The organism is Paenibacillus sp. FSL R5-0407 (genome assembly GCF_038009185.1).
Classification (GTDB): Bacteria; Bacillota; Bacilli; order Paenibacillales; family Paenibacillaceae; genus Fontibacillus; species Fontibacillus vini.
Genome location: NZ_JBBPAX010000001.1, coordinates 2,144,873 through 2,171,706 on the forward strand (window position 1 = coordinate 2,144,873; position 26,834 = coordinate 2,171,706).

The window sequence follows — 26,834 nt, forward strand, 5'->3', positions numbered from 1 at the left end:
TTCAGCATGATGCCATCCGCCTCATGAATGAGTCGTTATCTTGTATGCTGTCCCGGCGGAAGCCTTGAAGGTGATTTCATTTCCTTCCGATCCGGCATCGACCCTCGTTCCCGCATCGGTCTCAACGACAAGCCTACGCGAATCGTCTTTCCGTATCCGGCATATTCCTCCGTGTTCAGAACGTATTACCGCCTGGCTCAGCTTGCCTTCAACCCATTTCATATCGACTTCGAATCCGCCGCGTGCACGCAGCCCTTTGACTGATCCGTCCCCCCATGCCTTCGGTAGCGATGGCAGTAGATCAATGACGCCTTCGTGGCTCTGGAGCAGCATCTCCGCGATGCCTGCGGTACCTCCGAAATTACCGTCAATTTGGAACGGCGGATGGTTATCGAGCAGGTTGGGAAGCGTCGAGTGGCGTAAGAGCGCCATGAAGTTCCCATATGCTTCATCGCTGTCGCGCAGCCGCGCCCATAGATTGATGATCCAAGCACGGCTCCACCCTGTGTGACCGCCGCCGCTAGCAAGCCTGCGCTCGAGCGTTGTCCGGGCCGCCGTCGCCAATTCGGGCGTTTCGTTAGGTGTAATACGGGAACCGGGATGCAGGGCAAATAGATGCGAAATATGTCTGTGTCCCGGTTCTTCTTCCTCGTAATCCTCCAACCATTCCTGCAGCTGTCCATAACGTCCGATCTTCGGTTCCGGCAGCCTCGACCTTGCTTCGGCAAGCAGATCCCGGAAATCATCGTCGATGCCGAGCAGCATCGAAGCTTCGATACATGCCCCGAATAATTGATCGATAATCTGACTATCCATCGAAGGCGCAATGCACAACGTGCCCGTCTCCCCGTTCGGCAAGCGGTAAACGTTCTCGGGCGAGACGGAAGGCATGGTGACGAGTTTCCCATCCGCCGTCTCCGTCATGTAGTCGATAAAGAAATCCGCGGATTCCTTCATCGTCTCATACGCTTTCTCGAGGAATGGCCGATCAAGCGTGTAGGCGTAATGCTCCCACAGGTGCAGACAAAGCCAAGCCGCACCCATCGGCCAAACCGTAGCAGGCATGTAAATGTCCTGCGGTGCCGTATCGCCCCACAAGTCGGTATTGTGATGTGCTACAAACCCGCGGCAACCGTACATCCGGCGTGCCGTCTCACGACCGTTTGGCCTCATCCGCTCAAGCAGATCAAAGAGCGGTTCATGGCATTCGGACAAGTTGCAGCTCTCTACCGGCCAGTAGTTCATCTGCGCGTTGATATTGATCGTATATTTCGAATCCCACGGAGGCGTTAAATGCTCGTTCCAGATGCCTTGCAGGTTAGCGGGCAGCGAGCCGGGACGGCTGCTTGCAATCAGCAGGTAACGGCCAAACTGGAAATAGAGCGCTGATAAACCGTTGTCTTCAGAACCTCCCCGCACCGCGGCGAGCCGTTCGTCCGTAGGCAAAGCGGCTGCAGCGGATCCTTCTCCATTCCCAAGCCGGAGCTCGACCCGTCCGAAGAGACTGCTGTAGTCAGCAATGTGTCTATCCCGCAACTCGGCATATCCGCGGGTACGAGCCGACCGAATCGTCTCCCGGCACACCGCTTCCGTATTCTCATGCCTATAGGTGGTCGCAGCCGCGATAAAAATAACGGCTTCATCCGCATCCTCAACTACAAGAAACTCGCCGATTGACCGGATGCGTCCCCCTTTTGTTTGAACGCCGATCATCGAACAGACATTAATTCCATCCGCCCCACCGAGGCCCGCCTTCATAACGAGAAGGCCGTCCGGCTCGGTCCGCAAGCTGTCAAGAAACCGCTGATGCCCGCGCGTGAAGCGCAGCCTGAACGAAACGGCGTTGCTGTGGTCGGCAGATAATCGGACGGCGATGACACCGTCCGGATAACTGGCGAAATGTTCGCGCTCATGCCGTTCGTCGCGCCATTGGTAGCTGACGGTAGCCGTTCCGTTCTTTAGATCAAGCTCTCGCCGATAGTCCGACACTTCCGCTTCCTCATGTCCGATCTCAATCCATAGATCACCGAGCGGCTCGTAATGGCGTTGGCATTCCGGCGTTCCGGATAACGCCATCGCCGCGAGCCTTTCCGCTTGAGACAATCGTCCGTCCGCAAGCAGCCGCCGAACCTCTGCCAGATACTCCAGCGCGTCTGGGTTGTTACGGTTCATCGGGCCTCCGGACCAAATGGAATCTTCGTTAAGTTGAAGACGCTCTTCCACAGTTCTGCCAAAGATCATGCCGCCGAGTCGGCCGCTGCCGATCGGCAGGGCTTCTTCCCAGTTCTCCGCAGGCCGTTGATACCATAATTGCAATGAATCAGTCATCTAATTCATGCCTTCCTTCCTTAATCAATGTCTGAATTCATACCGTAACGGAAATAATCGAAGTCCACAAACCCTCCCGCTTCTTTCGTCGCATAGTTGTATAAGCCGATCCGGCAGCCCATAAAATGATCCAGCGTATATTTTAGCTGCTGCGGGCGGCCGATGGTTTCCCACCGGTTACCGTCAGCAGAATAGTGAAACTCGGCCGTATCCGCACTATCCTCGAAGTCAAACTTGATTTTAAGATAGATTATGTCTCCTTCGTAACGAATACGCTCGACCGTGGTTTCAGCGCCGTCTCCGGAAGCAGCAGTCATGGCAACGTACCGGCTGCCGTCTTCCTCCATTTGCACGCCGACGGTGCCAAAATCATGCTGCAAGGCAACCAGCCCGGCACGATCACCCGGCTTCATCCCGGTAATGTCGACCTTCGTCATCGCCGTGCAGCGCGGTCCTTCCGTACGCTGCGTCAATGTGTTCCGGGCATATTCAACGCTTTGCGCCGGACGCCCCGTAATTAACCGAAGGTGCCCTTGCCGCGACGTCACCGACCATAACAGGTTGTCGGGATTATGGTTCCATTGCCAGTTTAACGCCAGTTTATTCTCGTCATAGTCGAAATCGTCGCTGATGACAAGCGGCTTCAGCAGCCTCTCCGGCAGCTCCGCTTCGAAAGAAGACGGCACTTTGCCGTCGATTCCAAATACCGGCCAGTCATTCTCCCAATGTACAGGAACGACGCAGGGAACACGGCCTACGGCATCGTGATCCTGAAACAGAACAGCGTACCATTCTCCCGCCGGCGTATCGACGATACCTCCTTGCGCAACCCCTTTGTTGTGGTAGCCCATATCGTCATCCAGCACAACGCGATGCTCGTACGGTCCCAGCAGTTCTCTTGAACGATAGACAATTTGCCTGCGGCGGCAATTGCCGACGTTCGGCCACTCGATGAAGAACAAATAATAGAATCCGTTCAGCTTATAGGCATGACATCCCTCGGCTCGCAACCCGATTCCTTCCCTCTCTGTTTCGAACAGTAACCGGTTGACGCCACCCGGCTTCAACGCCGTCGCGTCCGGTGTTAGCTCCGTGATATGGATATCGCCGTTACCGTAGAACACATAGACGCGGCCATTATCATCAAACAGCAAACCCGGATCATGATGGAGTCCGCCAAGTACGGATCTTTCCCAACGTCCGTGCTCGATGTCGTTCGTCCGGTAAACGTAGAATCGGTCCATATCATTGCACGAGAAACATACGTAGTACATTCCTTTGTGGTAGCGCAGACTGGCAGCCCATGAGCCGTTACCGTATATGCCTTCTCCATCGAGTAAATGATGCGCGTCATGATCTTCAAGCGTATCGAAGACATAGTTCACAAGCTCCCAATCCATTAAATTGTCCGACTTCATAATCGGGCAGCCTGGCATGGAATGCATGCTCGTGCTCACCATATAGAACGTCGTTCCTACGCGGATGACGCTGACGTCCGGTACATCGGCCCAAATGACCGGATTCGTAATCGTTGTTTTGACCATTGCTCCACTTGCCTCCTTCGTTGTCTTAAACATGCTCTATTTAAAAGATGTTCCTTGATTACCTGCCACTTTTGAAAGCGTACACAAAACTTATCATAGCGTTTTCGCCTTGCCCTAACAAGCCTCTTGCCAACTTATATCAAAAAGCGCAGCCCTCCTCTTCAGGAAGCCTGCGCTATTTGAAATTTCGGGCCGATCAAGACTTCATCCAAAGTCCGGCTGATCTACAAAAGAAACGACGGGCTCCTTTACGCCATGGAGTTCGAACACGATAATATCGTTCCCGCCTTCGCGAAGAAGCGGAGCCGGCACGTACAGCGTCTTAGTCGGTCCCTTATCCCAGTAACGGCCTAGGTTAAAGCCGTTGATGAAGGCCTGCCCTTTGCCCCATCCATCAAATCGCAAGAACGTATCCGCCGGCTCGTCAACATGCAGACTGCCCCGATAAAAGACGGGCTCAAGGCGTTCGTCGCAATCACCATCAGGAGCAAACGACAAACCAGTAAGATCGGTCAACGGCAAGGACCGAATAGTCCAATCGTGCAAGAACTGATAGCCGAGCCTCACCCCGCATGTGATTCCTTTCGGATCACGGAGCTGAGGGCCGTAGTTTATGCGCCCCATATTTTCCACCAGAATATCGATCTGCAATCCCTCCGCCGGGACTTCCAAAGGAATCCCCTTCGGATTCCAACGTTCAACCGCACCGATATAGGCTCCGTTGGCGAAAATAAGCGCACGATCGCGTACTTCTTGCAGGATAAGCTCCCTTCCGCTGCTTGGTCCCGTGATCTTCGTTGAATATAAAACAAATCCATACGCCTGCCCAAGCTTCTCCATCGGTTCGGGGCACGATCTGCGCACAGGATGAGACAATGCGTCCAACTGGGTAAACAATGGCGCACATTCTGTCATCCGTACCTTCCCGTAAGCCCGCGACTCAATCCCTGAAGGCAATTCCAGCGGCGGCAGATCTACGTACTTCTCGATAATTTTCCGGGCTGCGTAAAATTTACCCGTCGGCCTGCCGGATTCGTCCAGCAGCGTATCATAATCATAACTGGTTACGAGAGGCTCATACTCCTCGAACAAATTGGCCCCATTCATATATCCAAAGTTCGTTCCGCCATGGAACATATAGAAATTGACAGAAGCGTCCAAAGCCAGCATCTCATCCAGCGTTTCCGCCACTTCAGCTGCGGGGCGGGTCTGATGCGGCTTCATCCAGCGGTCAAACCAACCGTTCCAGAATTCCATGCATACCAGCGGCCCCGTCGGCTGATATTCACGCAGTTTGGCGAAGGATTCTTTGGCACGCGATCCGAAATTGACCGTGGCGAACACCCCGTCGATCATCCCGCCCTGGAGCATGCGATCTTCGGCTCCGTCCGAGGTGAATAGCAGCACATCCATGCCGCGGGCGATCATTCCTTCTTTCAAATAATTCAAATAAGCTTTGTCGGTTCCATAGCTCCCGTATTCGTTCTCAACCTGAAGCGCGAGCACAGGTCCGCCCTGGGTGCTTAACAGAGGCCGCAAACGCGGAAGCAGTTCGTCAAAGTAAGCGTCAACCTTGGACAAATAAGGTTTATAATCGCAGCGGAGCTGCATGTTGTCATCCGCAAGCAACCATGCGGGCAAGCCGCCGAATTCCCACTCGGCACAAATGAAGGGACTCGGCCGCAGGATCACATGCAAGCCCAGTTCCCCGGCTAGTCGAACGAAGGCTTCAATGTCAGCCAGACCTTCAAAATAAAAGCGGCCTTCCTCCGGTTCATGCAAATTCCAAGGAATATAGGTTTCTACCGTATTCAGTCCGCAAGCCTTCAGCTTCAACATACGATCCCGCCAATATTCCGGAACGATCCGGAAATAATGCAGAGCCCCGGAGAGAAGACGGAACGGCTGACCGTCCAACAGAAACTGGTCGCCCGATATGGATAAATTACTCATAGTTTCTTCTTCCTTTCTCCCTAAACCCCTGCGATTACGGAAGGTGTTGCGATCGTATGCCATAAATTCGCGCTGATCGCTCTTGGACCGTCTTCATCAACAAGACCGTCGAAGGTCAGTAGTTCCTCTTCCAATTCCGGAATCCGGTCCAGATCCCCTTCTACATAACGATGGATTCGACGAATGGCAGTTTGGATTCTCTGAAGCAAACCTCCCATCCGCAGATCAAAGACATCAAGCCCGAATATCTTGTTTTCCTTCTCCCATTGGACCCGGTAATCGTCCATAAACCTTTCGGTCAAATCGGAAAGCTGCGGCAAAGTCACATCGGCAAAACGGGCCAGTGTCTCCGAATCTCCTCGGCGGTATGCATCCCTGATGCGTATTCCTGCTTCGCTCTTGACCTCAAGCAATCGGCACAAGCTTGCCTGGACGGAGAATAGGGACTGCCAAGCCGGATTGCGTAATATCGCCGCTTCAAGTCTTTCCCCACTCAACCGATAATGCTCCGAATAAGCATCCGGTACGACATGGCGGTCGAACAACCCGTACATAATATCCTGATACAACAAATACTTTGCCGGATTGATGGAATTCCCTCCGGGTGCGGGGTTGCCGGGAACCAGATTAGCCGCGTCAAGGGCCATGAAGTCATCGTAATTGCCTTCCATGCAAGTGCTGAATCTCTCCCGGATATAATCTTCCTCCGAACGTCCCGTGTAGCATAACTCTGCCCATAGTTGAAGGGATGGAAGTACCGAGAAGACGGAAGCCTCGGCGCCATTATCTCCCCAGGCTGTCACCAGCACGTCTTTAACGCCATATTTGATGCAGCTCTCATGTGCCAGCAGGCTGACCTTGCGGCTGAATTCGTTGTTCGGAGCAAAGCCCATCCATTTCCATGCTCCGCCAGCAAACCCGATGTTGTCGCTGAGCTGCTTATGTTTACGAAGCATTCCGTCATAAATCTCCTGCTTTTCCGAGTAGTAATCCCAATAGACCAACGTAACATCTTCCGGAATCATCTCTATAATGTCGGGGCGAATCGGACTCTCCGTATCATAATACTCTCCCGAGCTCGCCAGACGGAAAAACATGTCGCTCCACATCATCGTATGGAAACCATATTTCCTGGCGATCTCCATCACTTTTCCGAAGTGTTTAAGCATCAACGTTGAACGATCATGGTAACCGTGCTTGTCGAGATATTTTCCCAGCCCCATCATATGTGCTTCATCCATACCGATATTGATTCGGCGGCTGCGGAAATTTACGGCCATGAAAGCAAACATACGATCGATCAAATCATAAGTCCCGGGCTCGTCGATCAGGAGAATATCCTGACAATCCACCAACGGTGCATGAGCCTGCCATTTCAAGGTTTGACCCAGATGGGCCAGCGTCTGAATGCAAGGAACCAGCTCTATGCCAAAAAGTGCAGCGTACTTGTCCATCTCCTGAATTTGTTCGCCGGAATATCTCCCTCTCATATAACCGAAGTAAGGATATTCCTTCAGCTCATACGTGTCTTCCGTATACAGTTGAACCGACGAATAACCCATGAGCGATAAACGGCGGATCAATTCCTTATATCCTTGATCGTTAAGCACGGCGTTGCGGGAGCAGTCCGCCATAAAGCCTAGCTGTTCATAGGCCTGCTGTTCCTTGATTTCAAACGTTTCTTCTCCTCGGCGTACGTGCTCGAGAAACCGGCTGATCCCCCGAATCAACTGATGCTCCTTCTCGTACTCAATAGTAGCCTGACCCGAGCCAAATGACACACGGATGCCTTTCCCTTGGTTCTTGCAATCCACTGGAATGCCTGCCTGGTCCATTCGGATGCTCAGAATTTCCGCCACTTCGGAGACTGCCGACAACTGCTGTACACTTAATCCCTTCAAGTGAATTCCGGTTATCATCATCGCTTCCCTCCAAATTGTAGAAGGATGCGGCCATTCCCTGCCGCACCCTCTGTATGTTCGGGTTCTATACCCGATTACTCAATACCTTCTTCTTTGGCCTTCTCATTTACTTCCTCAATCATTTTATCGAGACCTTTTGCCTTATAATCCTTCAGAATACTATTCCACGAATCTTCAACCGATTCCTTGGAGAGCATGATTTTGAGCAAATCATCATGGTCAAGCACCGAGAATTTATCCTTTGTAGGCGTGGAGATGTAAGTTAATAGAATATTGTAGTCCGGAACCTTTGTATTTTTCAAAATCCAGTCGATATAATCGACGGCTTCTTTCCGTATAGCTTCGTTAGCGATCGTCGGGTCGTCCATGTTGTATCTGTCCGAAGTTTCGTACGCCACCAATTCCTTCAGGAATAAACGGGCCGGATACTTCTCGATCAAAGAACGCGTTTCGATCATTACTTTTTTGCCGTCCTCGATCTTGTAATCCTCGCCTTCGATGCCGTAGGTCAACAAATCTTTACCTTCCGGGGATAATACATAATCATAGAGTGCCATAATCCGGGCCATCTTTTTATCGTCGACCTTGTTGCTAAAGTAGCTTTCCGACCAGTAGGTTTTGAAAATAGCGTGTGAACGTTCTCCATCCGGACCGACGAGCGGCTTAAGTACCTTAACGCTCTGAGTGATATCTTGATCCGGGTAAGCGGACTTCCAACGTTTTTCATAAATTTCTTTATTGTAATTGATAAACCCGCCGCCGCTCAGGAGAGCTGCCGATTTACCCGCTACGAAGTTGTCATAGGAATCCGAAGGCTTCACTAGTGCGATATCGGGATCGATCAATCCTTTGTTATACATGTCTTTCATATTTTGAAGCGCCGGAAGCGTCTTCTTGGAGAAAATAGCCGGGATATACTTGTCATCCTCTTTGATCCATTTGAAATCGCTGCCGCTGCCATCGCTCGTGGCAACCGGGTTACCGTACAGCCAGAAGAAACCGCCCAGCATCTTGGTAGTAGTCGATGTCAAACCTGCAATATTCTTGCCTTCCGGATCCGCCTTGACGATGGCATCCAGCATGGCTTCAAACTCTTCCCATGTCTCAGGTTCTTTGGTGATGCCGGCTTTTTGGGCGAGGTCCCAACGATAGAGCACAACACGGTCCAACGCACTCCAGTCCACGCTTGGGAACATCCGGCGAGGAACGGTATAATGCTTGCCGTCAACGCTTAAGCCGCTAATGTCCGGAGCTTCGAAATATTTTGCAAGATTTGGGTAGGGAGAGAGATCGGGAAGCGCCTTGACGACGCCCTGCTCAACCCATTTGCGCTGATATTGCGTGCCGACGGCGTCGATCGCGAAGATGTCAGGCAATTGGTCGGAGGCAGCCCACATTTGAATCTTCTGAGCATAGTCATCCCAAGTCGTATTGACCGGTTTTAAGGTAATATTGAATTTCTCCAGTATTTGTTGAACGATCTTATCTTTTTCAATGTTAGCAATTTCGACATCCGCGTCCCAGTAACCTACTGAAATGGTCATAGGGTCTTTGTAGGGATTATCTGTGGAAGAAGAGTTCGCAGAGCTTGAGCCTTCCCCATTCGCTGCCGTTTGCCCTTTGTCATTATTGCCTCCGCCGCAAGCTGCCAGCAGCGAAGCCATTAAGGTAATACACATTGCCAGCGTTAATATTTTCTTTCTACGCATGCTTGAAACCTCCCTTTAATTGTTTAGGATAATACTCTGTATTTGAATGTTCTTATCCTTTAATGGAGCCCACCATAATCCCTTTATTAAAGTGCTTCTGAAGAAACGGATAGACGGCAATGATAGGGATGCTAGACACCACAACAGCTGCCATTTGCAGTGCAGGCGTGTAAACCTTCGCAGTCTGCTGCTGTTCGGCCATGGTTTGTGCCATGAGACCGAGTAAGGAATTAGAAGTAATGAGCGTTTCCCGCAAATAAATTTGAAGCGGCGTTTTTGAAGCATCGCTGATAAAGATCAAAGCATACCACCATTCATTCCATCTTTCTACGGCATAGAACAGGGCAAATGTTGCCATAAACGGAGCAGAGATCGGAATAATAATTTTGAGCAGGATATACAGGTCGTTCGCTCCATCAAGCTTGGCCGACTCTTCCAGACTTTCGGGAATCGTGTTGAAATAATTTTTCATTATAATCAGGTAAAAGGTGTTCAGGCCCGCAGGTATAATCATAACGAAGATATTATTTACAAAGCCCAAATCCTTCACGATCAGATAAAACGGAATCAATCCGCCGTTAAAAAACATCGTGAACAAGATCAAACTAAGCATCGCGTTTCTGCCAGGCATTCCCCGTTTGGACAGGGCATAGGCTCCTGCCACAGAGATCGTCATGCTGAACAAGACTCCGAGCACGGTTACGATAACCGAATTTAAGATAGAAGTCCAAAACTTCATATCCTGAAGCAGCAATTTGTAAGCCGATAGATCGAACGATCGCGGGAAGATATAGAAGTCGCTTTTGCTGATCGCTTCAAACTTGGCAACCGAGATAATTAGAACGTTATAGAAGGGAAAAAAGGTAATGAGCGCTAGCAGCCCCAAAATCACGAAGGCGCCAATATCAAAAGCACTCCACTTCTTTGTCTTTTTTTCCATTGTGTCAGTCAATTGTGTCTCCCCCTTACTTGCAAATTAGTACAGGCCTTCTTCCCCCATCTTCTTAGCGAAGGTATTGGCCGCCCATAAGAGCGCCAGGCTGATTACGGATTTAACCATACCTACAGCGGTCATATAACCGAAATCGCCGCCTACGGTGAATGAAGTTCTATAGATATACGTATCGATCGTGTCGGCCACTGAATATACCGGTGAGCTGTACAGGTTAAAGATCTGATCGAAGCTGGAGCCTTGAGTCAGCAGTTGTCCAACTTGTAGAATCAGCAAGACGGCTACTGTGCTCTTAAGACCAGGCCATGCAATGTTCAACAGCCTGCGGAAGCGGTTCGCGCCATCCACCTCGGCCGCTTCGAACAACTCCGGGTTAATTCCGGAAAGCGCTGCCAAATAAATGATCGAGTCCCAACCGATCTCCCGCCAAACATGGGTGATGTACAGCACCGGCCTAAACGCGCCTTCATCCACGAGGGGAGAGCTCGGATTTCCGCCGAACAACATAATGATCTGGTTATAGATCCCGTCCTTGCTTAAAATATTGATAACAATCCCCGCGAGTACGACCCAGGAAATGAAATGCGGGAAGGTCAGAATCGTCTGAAAGAATCTTCTGATCTTGGTCTTCGAAAATTCATATAACACAATGGCCAGAATGATAGGCATCGGAAAATGAATTAACAACTTCATTAAACTGATAATGACGGTATTCCAAAATGCTCTGCGAAACTCGGGGTCGGTCAGCAAGGTCTGAAAGTTCTCCAAGCCGACCCAGGGACTCCCCAAAATCCCCTTGCCGTAATGAAATGTTTTGAATGCCAGCGTAACACCGTACATAGGAGCATAGCTGAAGAGGGCATACCAGATTAATATCGGCAGCACCATGAGGTAGAAATACTTATACTGTAAAATCGTTTTGCCCAAGCTGCGCTTGGGAGTGCGGACGGTTACAGGTTCAGCCAATCTTCCCCCCACCTTTCTGTCTGAGATTGCAATGCGAGTAAGCGCTTTATATGATAAATTATAGGGGGAGAGGAATTTGTCGAGTATAGAGAATCCAACTCCATGCATGTGGATTTTTTATACTTCTTCAATAGGCCTTCCCGTGACCCTTAATATCCGACATAGTGAGCGTAAAATAATCCATACCCCCAAGGGCCTTCAATAGCTAGGATGAATCTAAGAACACCAGAGAGACAGGGGGATTGCCTATGCACTCCGTGATTATTGCAGATGATGAGAAGTGGATCGTAGAAGGAATTAAAGCAGGGGTGAATTGGAATAAATACGGCTTTGAAGTTATCGACGACGCCGAAAACGGGCAAGAAGCTCTAGGCTTAATCCAATCGCTTCACCCTACTCTTGTATTGACGGATATCAAAATGCCCGTCATGAATGGACTGGAACTTATACAACGCGGCAAAGCCGTAGCGCCGGATACTATTTTTATCGTATTGAGCGGACATGCCGAGTTCGCTTATGCCCAAAAAGCGATGAATTACGGCACTTACGGATACTGTCTGAAACCCTTTGAAATCGAAGAAATTGAAGGAATTCTCAACCGGATAGCCCAACAGCTCAAATCCAAAACAGTTAAGGAACCCCCCGTTTCTAATCACACCTATGAACTGTATGAAGCCGTATGCTCAGGGGATCACGAGCAAATCACTCAATGGTTGGATGAGAAGCGAATGCCCTTGTCCCGCTCTACGCCACACATCCCGATTGTTATCCAAGGGCTCGGTTCCCCCATCGAGGTCGGACCAACCTCTTCCCTGGTCTTTCCGATGAGTCGCCGGCGATATGGCTATCTATTGGAAGAGAGTCAATATGACACCTTCCTCCAGATCCTTGAGCAAGCGAACGCTGCACGAGAATGCGGCATCGGGATCGGCCCGCCAATATCGGACATCCACCAGTTGGACGCATCTTTGGAATCAGCCTCCCTGGCTGCCTTCAGCATGTTTGCAACAGGCAAGCCCGGATGTTATTTGGGGAATCAACCCGTGGAGAATCCGATCGACGAGAAGCTCAAGGAAATTTCTCAACTGCTTCAAAACAAAGACCGGCTAGGCTTCATAGCGGCTATGGAATCGATAAAGAAGTTATTCAGAGAGGGAATCTTCACCATTAAAGAAGCTTACCTGCTCTATACCTCGATCCTTTACTTATTTCCACGGGACGGGGCCCGGGTGAGCGGCCGCTTTTTCGAAGGATATGAACAGCTCTACTACCGGTATGGCACAGCCGAAGCGATGATCGATGATCTGGTTCTGATGACGCTTGATACGTTCAGGGAGAGGTACGAGGCGGACACTTCGCAAATCTCAAACAAGAAAGTCAAAGAAATCTTGCTTTATATTCGCGACCATTTTAATCAAGAGATATCTATTCAGCATTTGGCTAATCATTTTTACTTAAGTCCTAATTACCTGTGCCAGTTATTTAAGAAGGAAGTCGGCGAGACCATTGTAGAGCATATTAGCCGCCTAAGGATTGAGTGCGCTTGCAAGCTGCTGGTGGAGACCGATCTCTCCATCTATCAAATCGGGGAAAAATGCGGGTTTCATGATTACTTCTACTTTACGCGAATCTTCAAGCGGCATCTTAAAATGACGCCGACGCAATACAGGGACAAAAACCAATGAAAACAATTAAGAGATTATCTATCCGTACCCAGGTTCTGTTATTCGGATTGTTTATTATAGCGCTCATTCCCGTTATTATCTCGCGGGTCTATCAACTATCCAGCGAAACGATTATTAACCAGAATACGCAATACAATACGGAGCTGGTCTCGCTTCTCAAGGAGCGGATTTCCGCCAACTACGCCAACATTTCATCCATGATGATGAACGTGGGATACGATTCGACCGTCCAGAAGTTTCTCCTGGAGAAGGATAAGCTCCGGGTCTATGACTTATCTCAAAAGGTAGAAGGGTTGCTGAGCATCGCCCGAAATATGAATACGGATATTCTGGATATTGTTGTGATGGGAAGTTCGAACACTCGTGTTTCGATCGCGGGGAGAACAAAATATGTGGAAGATCTCATGGATACAGCCGGAGATGACGGGATCGTTCAATATCGGGGTTATAGCCCTCCTGATAAAATCCTCGACAAGAGCAAGCTGCTCTTCGGGATGAATATCTTTGCTTCGGGGGATACGTCTAAATATGGAGAAAAGATCGGCTATCTTGCCGTTATTATGGATATGAGAGCGATTCAGACTGAATTCTCGGAGTACCCCCGCCTGGCCGGAACCAGCTTTTTTATGATTGATGATAAAGGAGTAATTTACTCCAATAGCAACGAACCGGAAGCTATGTTGGAACCGATTCTTAACCGAGCCGCTTACGAGGACGGTAAGTCAACCGTCGAAACGATCAACGGGAAGAAATACGCCATTCAATCCTTTCAGTTGCCTGAAATATCGGGAAGAATCGTAACCGCAGTTCCGGTTCACAGTTTAATGAAGGAACTGGAGAAGTTGAAGAATTTCAGCATTGGGCTGCTGGCCTTAACCCTGTTGGTCGTCTCCATTCCTTACTCCGTGCTTGTGATGAATCTCTTGCGGCCGCTGTCCCGGCTGATGCGCTATATGAATCAGTTGAAGGCTGGAAGCCTGCAGGTGCTCAACAATAAGGTTGATCTAAGGGGTTATGCCGAGATGGAAATCATCTCCCGGCAGTTCAACGACATGACTACGCGGATTCATGATTTGACGGGCCAATTAGTGGATGCCTCAACCCAGCTCTACCAGTCCGATCTGGAAAAACAGCGGGCCGAGTATTCTTATTTGCAAAGCCAGATCAACCCGCATTTCTTAAGCAACACTCTGGATACCATTAAAGGCGTTGCCATTGTAAAGGGAAATCGTGAGATCTTTGAAATGACCACTGCGTTAAGCACAATGCTAAGGTACAGCATCAAAGGCAAAGAGGAAGTAACTCTTGGTGAGGAACTCAAAATCGCGGAGGCTTGCGTGAAGATTTACCAGGGAAGGTTTCCGGACAAGTTCACGTACACGCTGTTCTGTCCCCAGGAATGGCTTCATATTTCCGTACCAAAAATGATTCTTCAACCCATTATCGAAAATGCGCTGGCACATGGCCTTGAAGCTCAGGGCAGCGGAGTTTTGCTGATCTCAGTGGAGGCCAGCGAAGAGGGACTGCTGGAGATCGCCGTCGAAGATAATGGAGTGGGAATTCCATCCGACAGGCTTGAGCAGCTAACCAGACTACTGGCTCAGAAAAATATAGAATCAGGCGATCATATCGGTCTTCTCAACGTGAATAACCGCCTGCATCTTAAATACGGAGATCCTTGCGGTGTCCGGCTCTACAGCCGGGAGGGAAGCGGAACGAAGACCGTGTTGATGCTTCCCGGAACTTTGATAGAACCGCAAGAATATGGTGCTTAGCAAAAAAGAAGGGGGTGTCCCAAAAGTCATCTATAGATGACCGATGGGGCACCCCCTTTTAAGCCCAAATATAATGTATCAGTTTAACCGCTATGCTTTATGACCGGAGGCGTCCGCGTACTCCTTGGCATGATAAGGTCCGCCCTCTTTCAGTACCGTCCGCATCGGATCAATATCGCAGTCCATGGAGCTCATCATATCGTCATGCCATTCATTTAACAAATACACGGCATCCTTGCAAACATCTCTGCGTTCTTCAGCGAGATTATGTTGTTCATAAGGGTCGTGCTTCAAGTTGAACAACATTTCTTTCGGAAATCCATGATGTCCGTCGTGATAGGTACGTATATACAACCAGTCCCCGAATCGGACGCTGCGCTGACATACATGGGCACATTGTGAAATGACAAGATAGTCTCGTCCGGCGGTCGGGATTTCCTCCGTAATAGCGTCGGCATAACTTTCTCCGTCCCAGGATGGCGCGGCTTCCAAGTTCAGAAGGCTTGCTAATGTCGGCGGAAGATCCAGGTGATAATGGAGGCCGTCATCCACGGCTCCCTTCCTGCCGTCCGGCCAGCGAATAATCATCGGAATACGGCAGGTCCCTTCATCCGCCGTGCCGTGTTCGGAATAAATTCCGAGCTCGCCCAGGTTCTCTCCGTGATCCGCGCTTATAATGATAGCCGTGTCTTCCATCACCCCAAGCTGCCTCAGCTTGGAGAACACTTGCCCGAGATGCTCGTCCAGATATTTGACTCCGGTATCATAATTGTCGATAATAACCCGCAAATCGTCGTGCTGCTCTATGCTCCGATGGTGACGGGCATGACGGTGATAGTGCGATTTGGCGAGCGCGTTCATGTCTTCAATGCTGTGCTGCCCCTTCTTGTTCCGGTGAAGCTCGAATACCTCTTCGGTGATCCAGTCGGGCAAGGGGTCCTGTGCGAACGGATTGCCGTAACCCTCGGGCGTACGATAAGGCGTATGCGGGTCCCAAAAATTCAGATGCAGAAACCAATTCTCCGAGCTTCCGTTATCCTCAAGCCATTTAAGCGCTACTGGAAGCACCTGCTCCGCCGTCTCATGCCCTCTCCCGCCCACGTTGAACACCTCCTGAAAACCGGCGTTAAACGTCCAGGCGGAATGCCGTTCGGAGAACGTGCTGATCGATGACGTTTTCATATCCGCTTGTCTTAATACAGCGGGAAGGCTTTCCATGCCCAGACGGTCATTGAATTCCCGGCTTGGCCCTTCCCTGCGCATATCGGCAGCGGTACCGCCATGTCCTACAATTCCGTTAAGAATGCCGAAACGCCCCGACATTAATGCGGAGCGGGATGGCAGACATGGAGCATCCGAGCAGTAATAATTGGTAAAGGTGACCCCTTCCTTAGCAATGGCATCGATGTTCGGAGACGTATTCCGATGGTAGCCGTAGCACCCCAGATGATCCGGGCGAAGCGAGTCCAAATCCAAATACAAGATTCTCATGATTGATTCCCTGCCTTTCTATTTATACTAAGATGAACTGATAAAATAGATAATGGGAATGATTACGAATCGACATCGTGCTGATCAAGACGATCCGCTCATGATAATAAGCGTAAATGAATCCGGCACATCCGGCTATGGAGAAGAGATGCTTGTTTTTGTAAATTTGATACTTTTTCGATACTCTGCCGGTCCTTTGCCGTACACGTTCTGAAATGCTTTACTGAAGTGCGAAGCGTCATAAAATCCGCATCTGCCGGAGATATGCTCCATCGTATAATCCGTACTCTCGAGCAGCTGCTTGGCATGCTGCAGCCGAAGCTTTCGAAGCATTTGCATCGGCGTCAGCTTGTATATTTTCTGGAACGCCCTACTAAAGTAGACGGGATTCATATGATAAAGCTTGGCAAGCTCTTCTCTGGTAATCTCCTGATCGAGCCGGTCCTCCATGAATTGCAGCGCTTCGTTAAACCGGTCCGTAACGGCGGGATCACTCGAGGCGCGACGGCCTCCATGCTTGGTGCTTTCGACAATTTCATAAAGGAGATAAAAAATGAGCGAACCGACCTGAACGTTTCTTAATTCGTCTTCCTCCTGCAGCCACAAGCTCCGCAGTTCGTCGAATTTCCGCTCATACACGTCGCGGTCCCGAATCCGAATCACCTTGCCTAAAGGAAACATTTTGAAGAAGTCAGCTTCTTCACTCACCGTAGCGTTGATATTAAACAAATAATGCACGCCATCTCTTTTGGAAATGACATTAAAAGGCTCATTGGGACGATGAATCATGACATCCCCGGCGGAAGCCACATACTCCCCTTCGGAGGATGTCGTCAACACTTCTCCCTTTTGTATATAAGAGACGGTATAACAAGACTGAACATAATCAAAAATGATTCGCGTCTTGTATTGAATTTTGATAACGTCCAGGACGTTTACGCCAAACTGACTTTGAATGATAGAGGACATGGAACTCCCTCCTAAACAAGCTGCTGACAGCAGTTCTTGAACTTTTTCCCGCTTCCGCAAAGACAAGGTTCATTCCGGCCCGGAAGCGGCTGACCGCTGTTCCTGTACGCTTGTAACTGTTCCGTTTTAAGCCGGTTAGCAAGTATAGTCATCCTGTCGTACGCATGGGCGTAGAACATCCTATAGCTTTGGCAAAAATAATCCACCTCGGACCGGTCATTGACATCGAGCCAATTCCGGTTGCGGGGGCATCCTCCATGGCAAAAGCTGAGATATTCGCAATTGCGGCATGCTTCATTCATCATCGGCTTCATTTCTAAAAAGTCTTCATAAGCAGGGCTGGCAAGCAATGATTCCAGGTCGCTTTGACCGATGTTTCCTAACCTGTGCTCTTCGTCAATAAAGAAATCGCAGGGGTAGGCATCCCCGTTCGTCTCAAGCACCATCATCTTCGGACAGTGCGAGCTGTGAACGCACAGCTCCGCCGGACGATGCAGCATGGCGAGTACCATATTCTCAAACATACGAATGGATATCTCCGGATTCCCCTCGTTGTACCACAAATCAAAGGTCCGGCACAGAAACTCTCCATACTGTTCCGGCGTGATCCGGAAGACTCCGGGCATCCCGCTCTTTTGAGAAACAAAATCCATGCAGGGGATGAACTGAATATATGTAAACTCCTGCTCCTTGTAAAAAGCCATCAGTTCGTCCGGCTTCGTCACATTATCTTCATGGATCACCGTCAAAATGTTATATTCCACACCCGCCTGCTGCAAATGACGTACCCCACGCATAACCAGGTCAAAGCTGCCTTTCCCTGATCCCGTTACACGGTGGGTATTATGGATATGCTCCGGTCCGTCGAGGCTTATTCCGATCAGAAAGTTGTAACGTTTGAAAAATCGCGCCCAAGTCTCATTTATAAGTGTCCCATTCGTTTGCAGCGCATTACTTATCAACGTATGAGGCGGCGCATACTTGGCCTGAAGCGAGACCACTTGTTCAAAATACGGATAACCGGCCAACAAGGGCTCTCCTCCCTGCCAGGAAAATGTAGCCTGTCCGGAGGACCGTTCCATATACTGAGAGATAAACCGATCCAGAAGTACCGGATCCATCACTCGAACCGGTTGATGAGGAACCCCGCCGGCCGTACTGTAGTAACAATAATCGCAGGCCAGATTGCAATCCTCGGAGACGGTTTTCCACATGACATGAAGATGTTGCGGCCTGGATGTTTGAATGCATGCGCTCATTGAGTTCCATCCCCCATTGTTATGCCTGTTTAATATGAGACAAAACAGAAACAGGTTCTCGTCCGACAACCAGACAACCGCCCTGCACATATCCTTCTTCTCGTCCCTGAAGCTCATGAATCAGGATAGAACGCCAATATTGAATTTTTTCCTGCAGCGCCGGATCGTGAATCATGTTGTGCAGTTCGCCGGGATCCTGAGCCAAATCGAAGAACTGTTCCTCCCCGGTTTGAGAGTACCATATATATTTCTCACGCCCATCCGTAACCCACTGCGTGGACATGATGCCCTGGGTATGTTCCCCATGCAGGTACTCACGCCAAGACTTTTCCTTAGGCTGCTTATCACTTCGGGCTAAATCCCAAATGCTCTCTCCATCGACGGAACCGGGAATCTCGGCCGAAGCCGCATTCAATAAAGAAGGCATAATATCGCGCAATTCAATGATCTCGGACACGACGGATCCTGAAGCCAAATCAAGGTGTCCTCCCGTATCGTTTACGATAAATGGAATATGGGCGCTTCCTTCATAAGGCAACGACTTTCTAAACAAATGATGGTCGCCCAGCAGCTCCCCATGATCCGAAGTAAACATGATGATCGTATTATTCCGTTCGCCGTATTCGCTCAACACTTGCAGAAAACGTCCGATTTGATGGTCGATATGGGTAATTAATGCGTAGTAAGCGGCCATAGCTGTTTTTAAACGCCGCTTGGGAACGATGCCCTTGGAAGTCACGGGATTAAACCCGTTCCCCTCCGGATCTTCCTTCATAGCCCATTCTCCAATCACCGGATCGGGAAAATCGAGATCCTTGTACAAATCCAGGTAGGCTTGCGGCGGATCAAGAGGAGAATGAGGGCGCACGAACGACATCCACAGGAAAAACGGTTTGCCCGGATCTCTTCGCCGCAAGAAATCGATCGATTGACTTACAGTCCAATTGGTAGGATGCAGGTGTTCCGGCAGAGCCCATGGCCTTGCAACTGTTGAAGCATTACAATCCAGTCCAATGTCCAAGAGGTCCGCTCCCGGGACTTGTCCGCGCAGCCAAGGCAAGTAATCGTCCACTTCATCGAAATGCTCTTGTACGGGAGTATTCTGTTTATCCCGATTATAGTGCAGATATCCGTCATGCAAGACAACATTATGGAACCCCAGCAGACTCCGTGCCGGATAGACATGCATTTTACCGACACATTGCGTATGATAACCCGATTTAGCCAGTTCACCCGGCAATGTGTTCGGGTAATTCCACGGCACCCTCTCCTGGTAGCCGACTCGTCCGTGAGAGGTTTGCTTCATCCCCGTGAATATAGCTGCCCGGGCAGGCACACAGGTCGGCGTTGCCGAATATGCATGATCAAATCTCACACCGGTTCGGGCCAATTCATCCAGGTTAGGCGTCTCCACGACGGGATGCCCTAGTATACTTAGACAATCAAAGCGCATCTGGTCAACCGTAATCAGTAAAATGTTTGGACGTTTAGAACTCGTTCCTGATTCCATTTCAAAAGCCTCCTCTTGATGAAATACTAGACGATACAAGTTATAGCTTCAGTGAGTTTCCGCAACGGATTTACTTTATAACATCCGCCGCGCACCGAAACCCGATATTCCCTGAAGAGCTGTCCGGCGTATTCTTGCTTCGGGCCGCGATGCGATAGCGGTTACAATAAGATTTATGGCATAAATAGGATCCGCCGCGCATCGACCTTGCCACACCGCTTGCCGGGCCTCGCGGATTTACGGAATCGGAAGACCGGTGATAGGCAGGTGTGAACCAATCCTCGCACCATTCCCATACATTTCCCGACATATTGTAAAGGCCATAACCGTTAGGCTGGTAGGATTTGACGGGAGCCGTGCCTGCATAACCGTCGCTGGCATGATTCTTGTCAGGGAATTTCCCTTGCCAAATATTGCATTGGTGTTCTCCGCCCGGCTTTAATTCGTCCCCCCAAGGATATCGTTTCTGGATAAGTCCTCCCCGGGCAGCATACTCCCACTCCGCTTCCGTCGGAAGACGCTTGCCGGCCCAGCGGCAATAAGCTTCGGCATCATTCCAGGACATATGAACAACCGGATGATCCAGCCGCTCCTTCACATGAGAATCGGGGCCTTCCGGGTGACGCCAGTCCGCTCCTTCTACGACCCACCACCAAGGGGTTTGAGTTGCCACTTGGGTAACCTTCTTGCCTGTTTCTTCGGAAACGAAAGAATGGAAGACGTAAGACCAGCCGAAACGCTCCGCTTCCGTAACGTAGTTGGTATCTTCTACAAAGAGCGCGAACTGCTCATTTGTAACCGCTGTCGCTTCTATATAGAAGGAAGAGACTGTCACTTCCCGAACCGGTCCCTCTCCATCCGACGGGAAGCCTTCCTTATCATCCGTCCCCATCAGAAATGGACCTCCCTCGATGAGGATCATACCCGATAAGTCTTTCTTCCCGGTCAATACTTGGATCGATTTCTCCGATTTCTTCACTTTGGACGATCCGTCGAGGGAACCATTGACCTTGACTTGATGACGACTGGCTGAGCAGCAAGCTTTAAAGTTATCTGCCATATTCAAATCTCCAATCTGCGATGATCCCTGCTCTAAGTTAAAAAAGGTAGCGCCAAGAATTCCAGAGGTTTATTGGCAACTTCATTATATCACTTTTTTTCAAAACGAAATTAAGTTTTTTGCATGTAAAAGACCCTCTTCCAGGAATATTCCCTCTCATCCTTTCGGTTCTGATTCAACGAGAATAAATGCCTTTCAGCGTAATTGTAATTTTATACACTGTACGAACCCTCCCAAATCCTTTACAATACATCAGTATTCATTCCGGTATCGGCGGAATGAGAAGCAAATGATCTTCTGGAGGCTTTGACTGAACTATGCAAAACGCATCATCTACACACGTAAAAATCATGACGGCCGATCCTAGCGGAATCGGCCTGTTTGGACTGGCAATCGTAACGTTGGTCGCCTCTTCCCAAAAGCTAGGAATCACGGACGGTTTGAGCTACGCCATTCCTTGGGCGATTTTCCTCGGAGCGTTCGCCCAGCTGTTCGCCAGCATTCAAGATGCCAAACATAACAACACATTCGGTATGACCGCATTTGGCGCGTACGCCTTCTTCTGGTTCGCTATGGGTACAAGCTGGCTAATCAAGCTTGGCGTATTGGGCCCTGAGCTGGCGGCAGGCGTGGACGGCAAGCAGCTCGGCTTTGCGTTTGCCGGATATCTCATATTTACGTTATTTATGACCATCGGTGCTATGGAGACGCATAAAGTCCTGTTCTTCATTTTCGTCTTAATCGACCTTTTGTTCCTTGGCCTTTCCTTTGATGCATTCGGGATCGCCCCAGAACTGTTTCATGGTCTGGCGGCTTATGCAGAAATGGGCATCGGCCTGCTCTCGCTCTACGGCGCCGGCGCAGCTGTGCTGAACGTTCACTTTGGCCGGGTATTTTTGCCTGTAGGCCGACCCTTCGGCATTTTCAAAGCACGGGATTAATTCTCAATACAATAAACAAAGCCGCCTAAGCGCTCCGATACGCGCAATTAGGCGGCTTTGTTATTATTTCATTAAAATTACTGGAGCTTTAACATTAACATCTAATCTCCTGAAACTTAATGTGCCGGAATGCCTTCTTTGGCATTCTCGGGAGCAGCTTCAGCTGGCGCCGCTTGGTTCGTAGTGCGGAGCGGGAGCTCCTTCAGGAAGAAGACCAATATGAAAGCTACGACCAAGACAAGCGTACCTGTCAAGAATACATGGGACAGCGTATCGCCGAGCGCATCGCGGATTCCCGCGATCATTTGCGTGAACAAAGGCTTGATATCGGCTGGAAGACTAGCCTGCGTTTGTTCGATCAACGGCTTATTCATCAGCGTTTGCGGGTTCGCAAATGCCGTCAGTTGCTTCGCCATTTCCGGATCTATTTTGCTCATGTCCGGAGCGCTGGACGAGGTCATTGCGCTCTTCAGGTTACTGGTCAGGCTGTTGGACATAACCGTACCCATGACGGCAATACCGATCGTACCCCCGAGGTTACGGAACAATTGCGTGGAAGCTGTTACAACCCCGAGCTCTTTATGCGGAACCGCATTTTGTGTTGCCAGCGAGAATACCGGCATACCCAATCCAAGGCCGATCCCGAAGATGATCATAGCCACGACGGCCATCCAGACGCTGTTCATAAATACCATTACCGCCATACCCAGAATCATGATCGGCACACCGATCAGGGCAAAACGTTTGTACTTGCCTTGTTTTGCAATGAGTTGACCTGTTATTGCACTTGTAACGACCATGAAAATACTCATTGGCATCGTTACATAACCGGCATAAGTCGGCGAAATACCCATTACGCCTTGAACGAAGAACGAAATGTAGATCATCGCGCCCATCAAGCCGAAGTTCATAATAAAACCGATTAAGTTAGAAACGGTAACTACGCCGTTCTTAAACAGATGCATAGGCAAAATCGGATTTTTTGCTTTCAATTCTACGAATACAAAAATAATTGCGGATATTACAGTTGCAGCGAGAAGTCCGAGAATTTGGACGGAACCCCAATCGTACTGCGTACCTGCCCACGAAAACGCCAGCAGCAGCGGAACGATCGTCGTAGTCATGAACAGGGAACCGAGATAGTCGATACTTTCGCCAGGCTTGCGTTCCATTTTCGGGAACAACGTCAGAATCATAATGAAAGCGACGATACCGAGCGGCAAGAAGATCCAGAACAACCAGTGCCAATCCATATTGTCGACCAAATATCCGCCAAGCGTTGGGCCCAGAACACTGGAGAAACCGAAGATTGCGGTCATAAGACCCATCCATTTGCCGCGTTCACGCGGAGCAAACAGGTCGCCTACGGCAGTAAAAGCCGTCGATTGAATAATACCGGCGCCAATCCCTTGGATCCCGCGGTAAGTAATGAATTGGAATACATCGGAAGAAGTACCTGTAAGGAACGCCCCTATCATAAACAACAGGATCCCTAGCAATATAAAAGGCTTACGCCCAAACATATCGGACAATTTACCGACAAGTACGGTTGCGATCGTCGAAGTCAGCAAATAAATATTGATTGTCCAGGTGTAATAATCCATGCCATCAAGGATAGCAATGATCCGCGGCATCGCGGTACTGACAATCGTCTGGTTGATTGCCGCAAAGAACATGGCTGCCATAACGGCGATCATGATCGACACTTTGCGTTTTAATGACAAATGCTCCATTTTTCTATCTCCACCTCTGTGTTTTTATTTTTCTAAGTTGTCAAGCATAGCCGTAAAAATGCGCTTCAAATGCTTAATATCTTCATCCCCAAGCGTATTAAAAATGGTTTGGGTCGCCTCCTCATGATTTTCGGTAATCTCTTGGAGGAGATTCGTTCCTTTTTCGGTAATCGTAATAAAAACGACCCTGCGGTCCTTGACTGCCCGTTCTCTCTCGACATACCCTTCAGCCAGCAGGCGATCGGTAATACCTGTGATAGCAGCTGAGGTTAATCCTAACGTATCCGCCAATTGTGAAACCTTCTGAGGTCCGGTCCGGTTCAGAAAATGCAGCATTTTAAATTGAGGAAAGCTTAGATTGTATTCCGCGCCAAGCTTGTTCCACTTCTGCGAAAATCCTTTGAGCAAGGCTCCGAACATCGTGGTTACTTCAAGCAGCATTTCTCTTTGTACCAACTTGTTTCCCTCCATAACTCCTTTTTTTCGATTGCACCTCGCTTGCTGAATTTATGTTAAAATTTTAGTTAAACTACTGAAATAATTATAACTAAATTATTAAAGCATTTACTAATATACAAGGATCGGAAGCACTAGTCAAGAGCCAAGCTGTAAGGTATTTATTGCATTTTCAAATGAAAAGGCTTTCCCGAATGAGATAAATTCGGGAAAGCCTTTTCATTAAATTAGAGTCCGTGTTATATAATCATAGAATAGAAGATTACCTGGAAGATTAACTTCATATCAAAGGAGTGAGCTCATGACACCTGAATCGCCAAACCGTTTCGTCTCACGACTTCGGCATTTTACCATCCTCAGCGTTTCCATACTGACGCTTGTGACGGCCGGGGGTATCGCCCAAAACACTAACGCGGCCGCTTCCGAAGCATTGGTTCATCCCTATGGAATCGAAGAGTCCGTAACCAAACAAAACAAGCTGCCTAAGGGCTTTGTCTATCTGGATGAGATCATTCCGGACGCCCAGTATGATATCCGGTATTTTAGCGATAATAACTTTATCGGGGGGCCGGTCAAAGGTTATGAAGCGCCGCTTGCCATCCTGTCGTCCAAAGCGGCCAAAGCATTAAAGAAAGCGAACGATGAACTGGACAAGCAGGGTTACCGCTTCAAAATCATCGACGCCTACCGTCCGCAAAAAGCCGTAAACCACTTCATCTCCTGGTCCAAGGATCGCGACGACACCTTGATGAAGGATGCCTTCTACCCTGATGTGGACAAGAAGAACCTGTTCAAGCTCGGCTATCTATCCAGCAAATCGGGACATTCCCGGGGCAGTACGGTCGATTTGACGCTCGTTTACAAAAGAACCGGTGAAGAAGTCGATATGGGGAGCCGGGTTGATTTTCTCGGTGAAATTTCCAGTCATGGCACCAAGCTGATTACCAAAGAACAGCGCAAGAACCGGTACATTCTCAAAACCGCCATGGTGAATCAGGGCTTCAAGCCTTACACTAAGGAATGGTGGCATTATACGCTGAAAAATGAGCCGTACCCTTCCACTTACTTCAACTTTAATGTAGAATAATTACCTTTAGCTTCTTTGCGGCGAAAACAGCGCATCATAAGCGGGACAAGGCTGTTCGTCAAGGAACTCCCTTAAAGGGTCGGGCATTTCCTGATATAAGTGTTTGAGCGAGTTCCCTTTGTAAATGTTCCCGATAATGACGGGATGACACAATTCCGAAATCAGGATGTCTCCGTTGCCGTGCAGGTGGAGCTGTTTTTTGCCTTCAATGCAATGGGGAAAATAAACGCCCGGTTGCTCCGCAAATCCAAGCTCGTCCATGAAACGGTCCATGCAAGTAAAATAAAGCGTCATATCCTCTTTCTTCCGGGCAATCAGATCATTTACCGCTTTCTTTAAGGCTTCCCTCGCGGCGATCGATCTCCAGCCGGTATGATCCATAACGATGCTGTTCTGGATCTCGTGCGTACGTACTCCGAGTTGATATACACGGTCGCTGATCTCGTCCATATGGCCCTCGGTTTCTTTGAATAGCAGCGTTTCAAGCACGGTATCCAGCCCGGCTGCCGTGCAAAGCTTAATATTGTTGACTATTTTATGATAGACGCTTGGTTTAATACGATAATAATCGCTAAATTGCTCCGCCGTTACGAAATTAAAAGAAATATGAATGTTCGTTAGTCCCGAATCGGCCAATCTCCGAATTCGCCCCTCATTCAGAAGACTTGCGTTGGTGTTCAATTGCGTATGAATTCCCCGCGACGAGCAATAATCGACTACTTCCACGCAGTCTTCGTATTTCAGGGTTACCTCTCCGCCGGATAAGCGCACTCTTTTTAAACCCGGCAATTCCTCAAGCAGATTAATGATTTGTTTCGCATCGATGCTGTTTCCGTCGTTACGGTTATAAGCACAACAATACTCGCACCGAAAATTGCAGTTCGAGGTTACGCCAACTTCCAGTCCTTCCAACTCATACGTATCCGGCTTCTCCAATTCCAAAGCCTTATATGTCATTATTCCACTCCCTCCGGCTATTTACCGCCCCAAAGAGGGGGCGTGTCAACAATTGCGATTATAATGGCGGCCGTAAAATAAAAATATGAGATAATCCTCTTTTTGCGCAAAACTTGATTTAGATCAAGGTTCGGAACGTCTTTCACGGGTACTATAAAACCAAGGAGGGATCACAATGGATAAACAATCGCTTGGCACACTTCAAGATTTTCAACAGGATAAATTCACGAAACGGATCGCTTTTAAAAAAGGGGAGAGCGTCGTTTTCGTTTTAAACTTCATGCCGGGACAAGAGCTCCCGACCCATAAACATCCCGGAACGGATGTATACATTCTTGCACTCGAAGGGAACGGGACGGTAACGGTGGATGAAGTCCAGTCCGAACTTCTTAAAGGGGACATCATCCATCTCCATGGCGACGAAGCGTTCTCGTATGCTAATCATGGCGACGCTCCCGCTTCCTTATATGTCATACTTACCAAAATTCCGGAGCCACGCTATGCCGAAAATATTTAAGTGCTAATATGAACGAACAA

Annotated in this window: 20 protein-coding genes; 5 read left to right on the forward strand and 15 right to left on the reverse strand. The window is 49.2% G+C overall.

The annotated features are described in order from the left end of the window. Positions 1-21 precede the first annotated feature (21 nt). The 7 genes from NYE70_RS10275 to NYE70_RS10305 form a co-directional block, all read right to left on the reverse strand. A complete protein-coding gene (locus tag NYE70_RS10275) occupies positions 22-2,328 on the reverse strand; it encodes a glycoside hydrolase family 95 protein (protein WP_341045899.1) in 2,307 nt (768 codons plus the stop codon). A 20-nt stretch (positions 2,329-2,348) separates the two neighbouring features. Continuing rightward, on the reverse strand, positions 2,349-3,872 hold the full coding sequence (locus tag NYE70_RS10280) for a glycoside hydrolase family 43 protein (RefSeq protein ID WP_341045901.1): 1,524 nt from the start codon (positions 3,870-3,872) through the stop codon (positions 2,349-2,351). Positions 3,873-4,076: 204 nt separating this feature from the next. Continuing rightward, positions 4,077-5,825, reverse strand: a complete 1,749-nt coding sequence (locus tag NYE70_RS10285) for a glycoside hydrolase family 35 protein (RefSeq protein WP_341045902.1) — start codon at positions 5,823-5,825, stop codon at positions 4,077-4,079. A 20-nt stretch (positions 5,826-5,845) separates the two neighbouring features. Beyond that, positions 5,846-7,747 (reverse strand): beta-N-acetylhexosaminidase, encoded by a 1,902-nt coding sequence (locus NYE70_RS10290; RefSeq protein WP_341045904.1) that lies wholly within the window; start codon positions 7,745-7,747, stop codon positions 5,846-5,848. Positions 7,748-7,821: 74 nt separating this feature from the next. Next, positions 7,822-9,456 (reverse strand): extracellular solute-binding protein, encoded by a 1,635-nt coding sequence (locus tag NYE70_RS10295; RefSeq protein ID WP_211020050.1) that lies wholly within the window; start codon positions 9,454-9,456, stop codon positions 7,822-7,824. Between the two features lie 52 nt (positions 9,457-9,508). Beyond that, on the reverse strand, positions 9,509-10,408 hold the full coding sequence (locus NYE70_RS10300) for a carbohydrate ABC transporter permease (protein WP_213655654.1): 900 nt from the start codon (positions 10,406-10,408) through the stop codon (positions 9,509-9,511). Between the two features lie 24 nt (positions 10,409-10,432). Continuing rightward, on the reverse strand, positions 10,433-11,374 hold the full coding sequence (locus NYE70_RS10305; RefSeq protein ID WP_244861597.1) for an ABC transporter permease: 942 nt from the start codon (positions 11,372-11,374) through the stop codon (positions 10,433-10,435). Positions 11,375-11,622: 248 nt separating this feature from the next. Between NYE70_RS10305 and NYE70_RS10310 the strand changes: the two genes are divergently transcribed. Both NYE70_RS10310 and NYE70_RS10315 read left to right on the forward strand, forming a co-directional pair. Next, positions 11,623-13,059 carry a helix-turn-helix domain-containing protein gene (locus NYE70_RS10310; RefSeq protein WP_341045905.1) on the forward strand — a complete coding sequence of 479 codons (1,437 nt, stop codon included), beginning with the start codon at positions 11,623-11,625 and terminating at the stop codon, positions 13,057-13,059. Next, positions 13,056-14,834: a sensor histidine kinase gene (locus NYE70_RS10315; RefSeq protein ID WP_341045906.1), complete on the forward strand. Its 1,779-nt coding sequence runs from the start codon at positions 13,056-13,058 to the stop codon at positions 14,832-14,834. The genes NYE70_RS10310 and NYE70_RS10315 overlap by 4 nt, the downstream gene beginning before the upstream one ends. 90 nt (positions 14,835-14,924) lie before the next feature. On the opposite strand, the gene NYE70_RS10320 is transcribed toward NYE70_RS10315, so the two are convergent. The 5 genes from NYE70_RS10320 to NYE70_RS10340 form a co-directional block, all read right to left on the reverse strand. Further along, on the reverse strand, positions 14,925-16,325 hold the full coding sequence (locus NYE70_RS10320; RefSeq protein WP_341045907.1) for a sulfatase: 1,401 nt from the start codon (positions 16,323-16,325) through the stop codon (positions 14,925-14,927). Between the two features lie 135 nt (positions 16,326-16,460). Beyond that, positions 16,461-17,294, reverse strand: coding sequence for an AraC family transcriptional regulator (locus tag NYE70_RS10325; protein WP_341045908.1), 834 nt, complete (start codon positions 17,292-17,294; stop codon positions 16,461-16,463). Between the two features lie 11 nt (positions 17,295-17,305). Then, positions 17,306-18,553: an anaerobic sulfatase maturase gene (locus NYE70_RS10330; protein WP_341045909.1), complete on the reverse strand. Its 1,248-nt coding sequence runs from the start codon at positions 18,551-18,553 to the stop codon at positions 17,306-17,308. Positions 18,554-18,572: 19 nt separating this feature from the next. Beyond that, complete coding sequence (locus NYE70_RS10335; RefSeq protein WP_341045910.1) at positions 18,573-20,063, reverse strand: arylsulfatase; 1,491 nt, start codon at positions 20,061-20,063, stop codon at positions 18,573-18,575. A gap of 70 nt (positions 20,064-20,133) precedes the next feature. Beyond that, positions 20,134-21,123, reverse strand: a complete 990-nt coding sequence (locus NYE70_RS10340) for a formylglycine-generating enzyme family protein (RefSeq protein WP_341045912.1) — start codon at positions 21,121-21,123, stop codon at positions 20,134-20,136. 317 nt (positions 21,124-21,440) lie between these two features. On the opposite strand from NYE70_RS10340, the gene NYE70_RS10345 reads away from it, so the two are divergent. Continuing rightward, positions 21,441-22,064, forward strand: coding sequence for an acetate uptake transporter (locus tag NYE70_RS10345; RefSeq protein ID WP_290406031.1), 624 nt, complete (start codon positions 21,441-21,443; stop codon positions 22,062-22,064). 116 nt (positions 22,065-22,180) lie between these two features. On the opposite strand, the gene NYE70_RS10350 is transcribed toward NYE70_RS10345, so the two are convergent. Both NYE70_RS10350 and NYE70_RS10355 read right to left on the reverse strand, forming a co-directional pair. Continuing rightward, positions 22,181-23,797 carry a DHA2 family efflux MFS transporter permease subunit gene (locus NYE70_RS10350; protein ID WP_211020064.1) on the reverse strand — a complete coding sequence of 539 codons (1,617 nt, stop codon included), beginning with the start codon at positions 23,795-23,797 and terminating at the stop codon, positions 22,181-22,183. Between the two features lie 24 nt (positions 23,798-23,821). After that, positions 23,822-24,253, reverse strand: a complete 432-nt coding sequence (locus NYE70_RS10355) for a MarR family winged helix-turn-helix transcriptional regulator (protein WP_211020065.1) — start codon at positions 24,251-24,253, stop codon at positions 23,822-23,824. Positions 24,254-24,554: 301 nt separating this feature from the next. On the opposite strand from NYE70_RS10355, the gene NYE70_RS10360 reads away from it, so the two are divergent. Next, the gene (locus NYE70_RS10360; protein WP_213655645.1) at positions 24,555-25,340 is read left to right on the forward strand and encodes a M15 family metallopeptidase; all 786 of its coding nucleotides are present in this window, start codon (positions 24,555-24,557) and stop codon (positions 25,338-25,340) included. Positions 25,341-25,346: 6 nt separating this feature from the next. Here NYE70_RS10360 and NYE70_RS10365 read toward each other — a convergent pair whose 3' ends face one another. Further along, a complete protein-coding gene (locus tag NYE70_RS10365) occupies positions 25,347-26,297 on the reverse strand; it encodes a radical SAM protein (protein WP_213655644.1) in 951 nt (316 codons plus the stop codon). A gap of 175 nt (positions 26,298-26,472) precedes the next feature. Between NYE70_RS10365 and NYE70_RS10370 the strand changes: the two genes are divergently transcribed. Further along, the gene (locus NYE70_RS10370; RefSeq protein WP_290406036.1) at positions 26,473-26,814 is read left to right on the forward strand and encodes a cupin domain-containing protein; all 342 of its coding nucleotides are present in this window, start codon (positions 26,473-26,475) and stop codon (positions 26,812-26,814) included. The last annotated feature ends 20 nt before the right edge of the window (positions 26,815-26,834 follow it).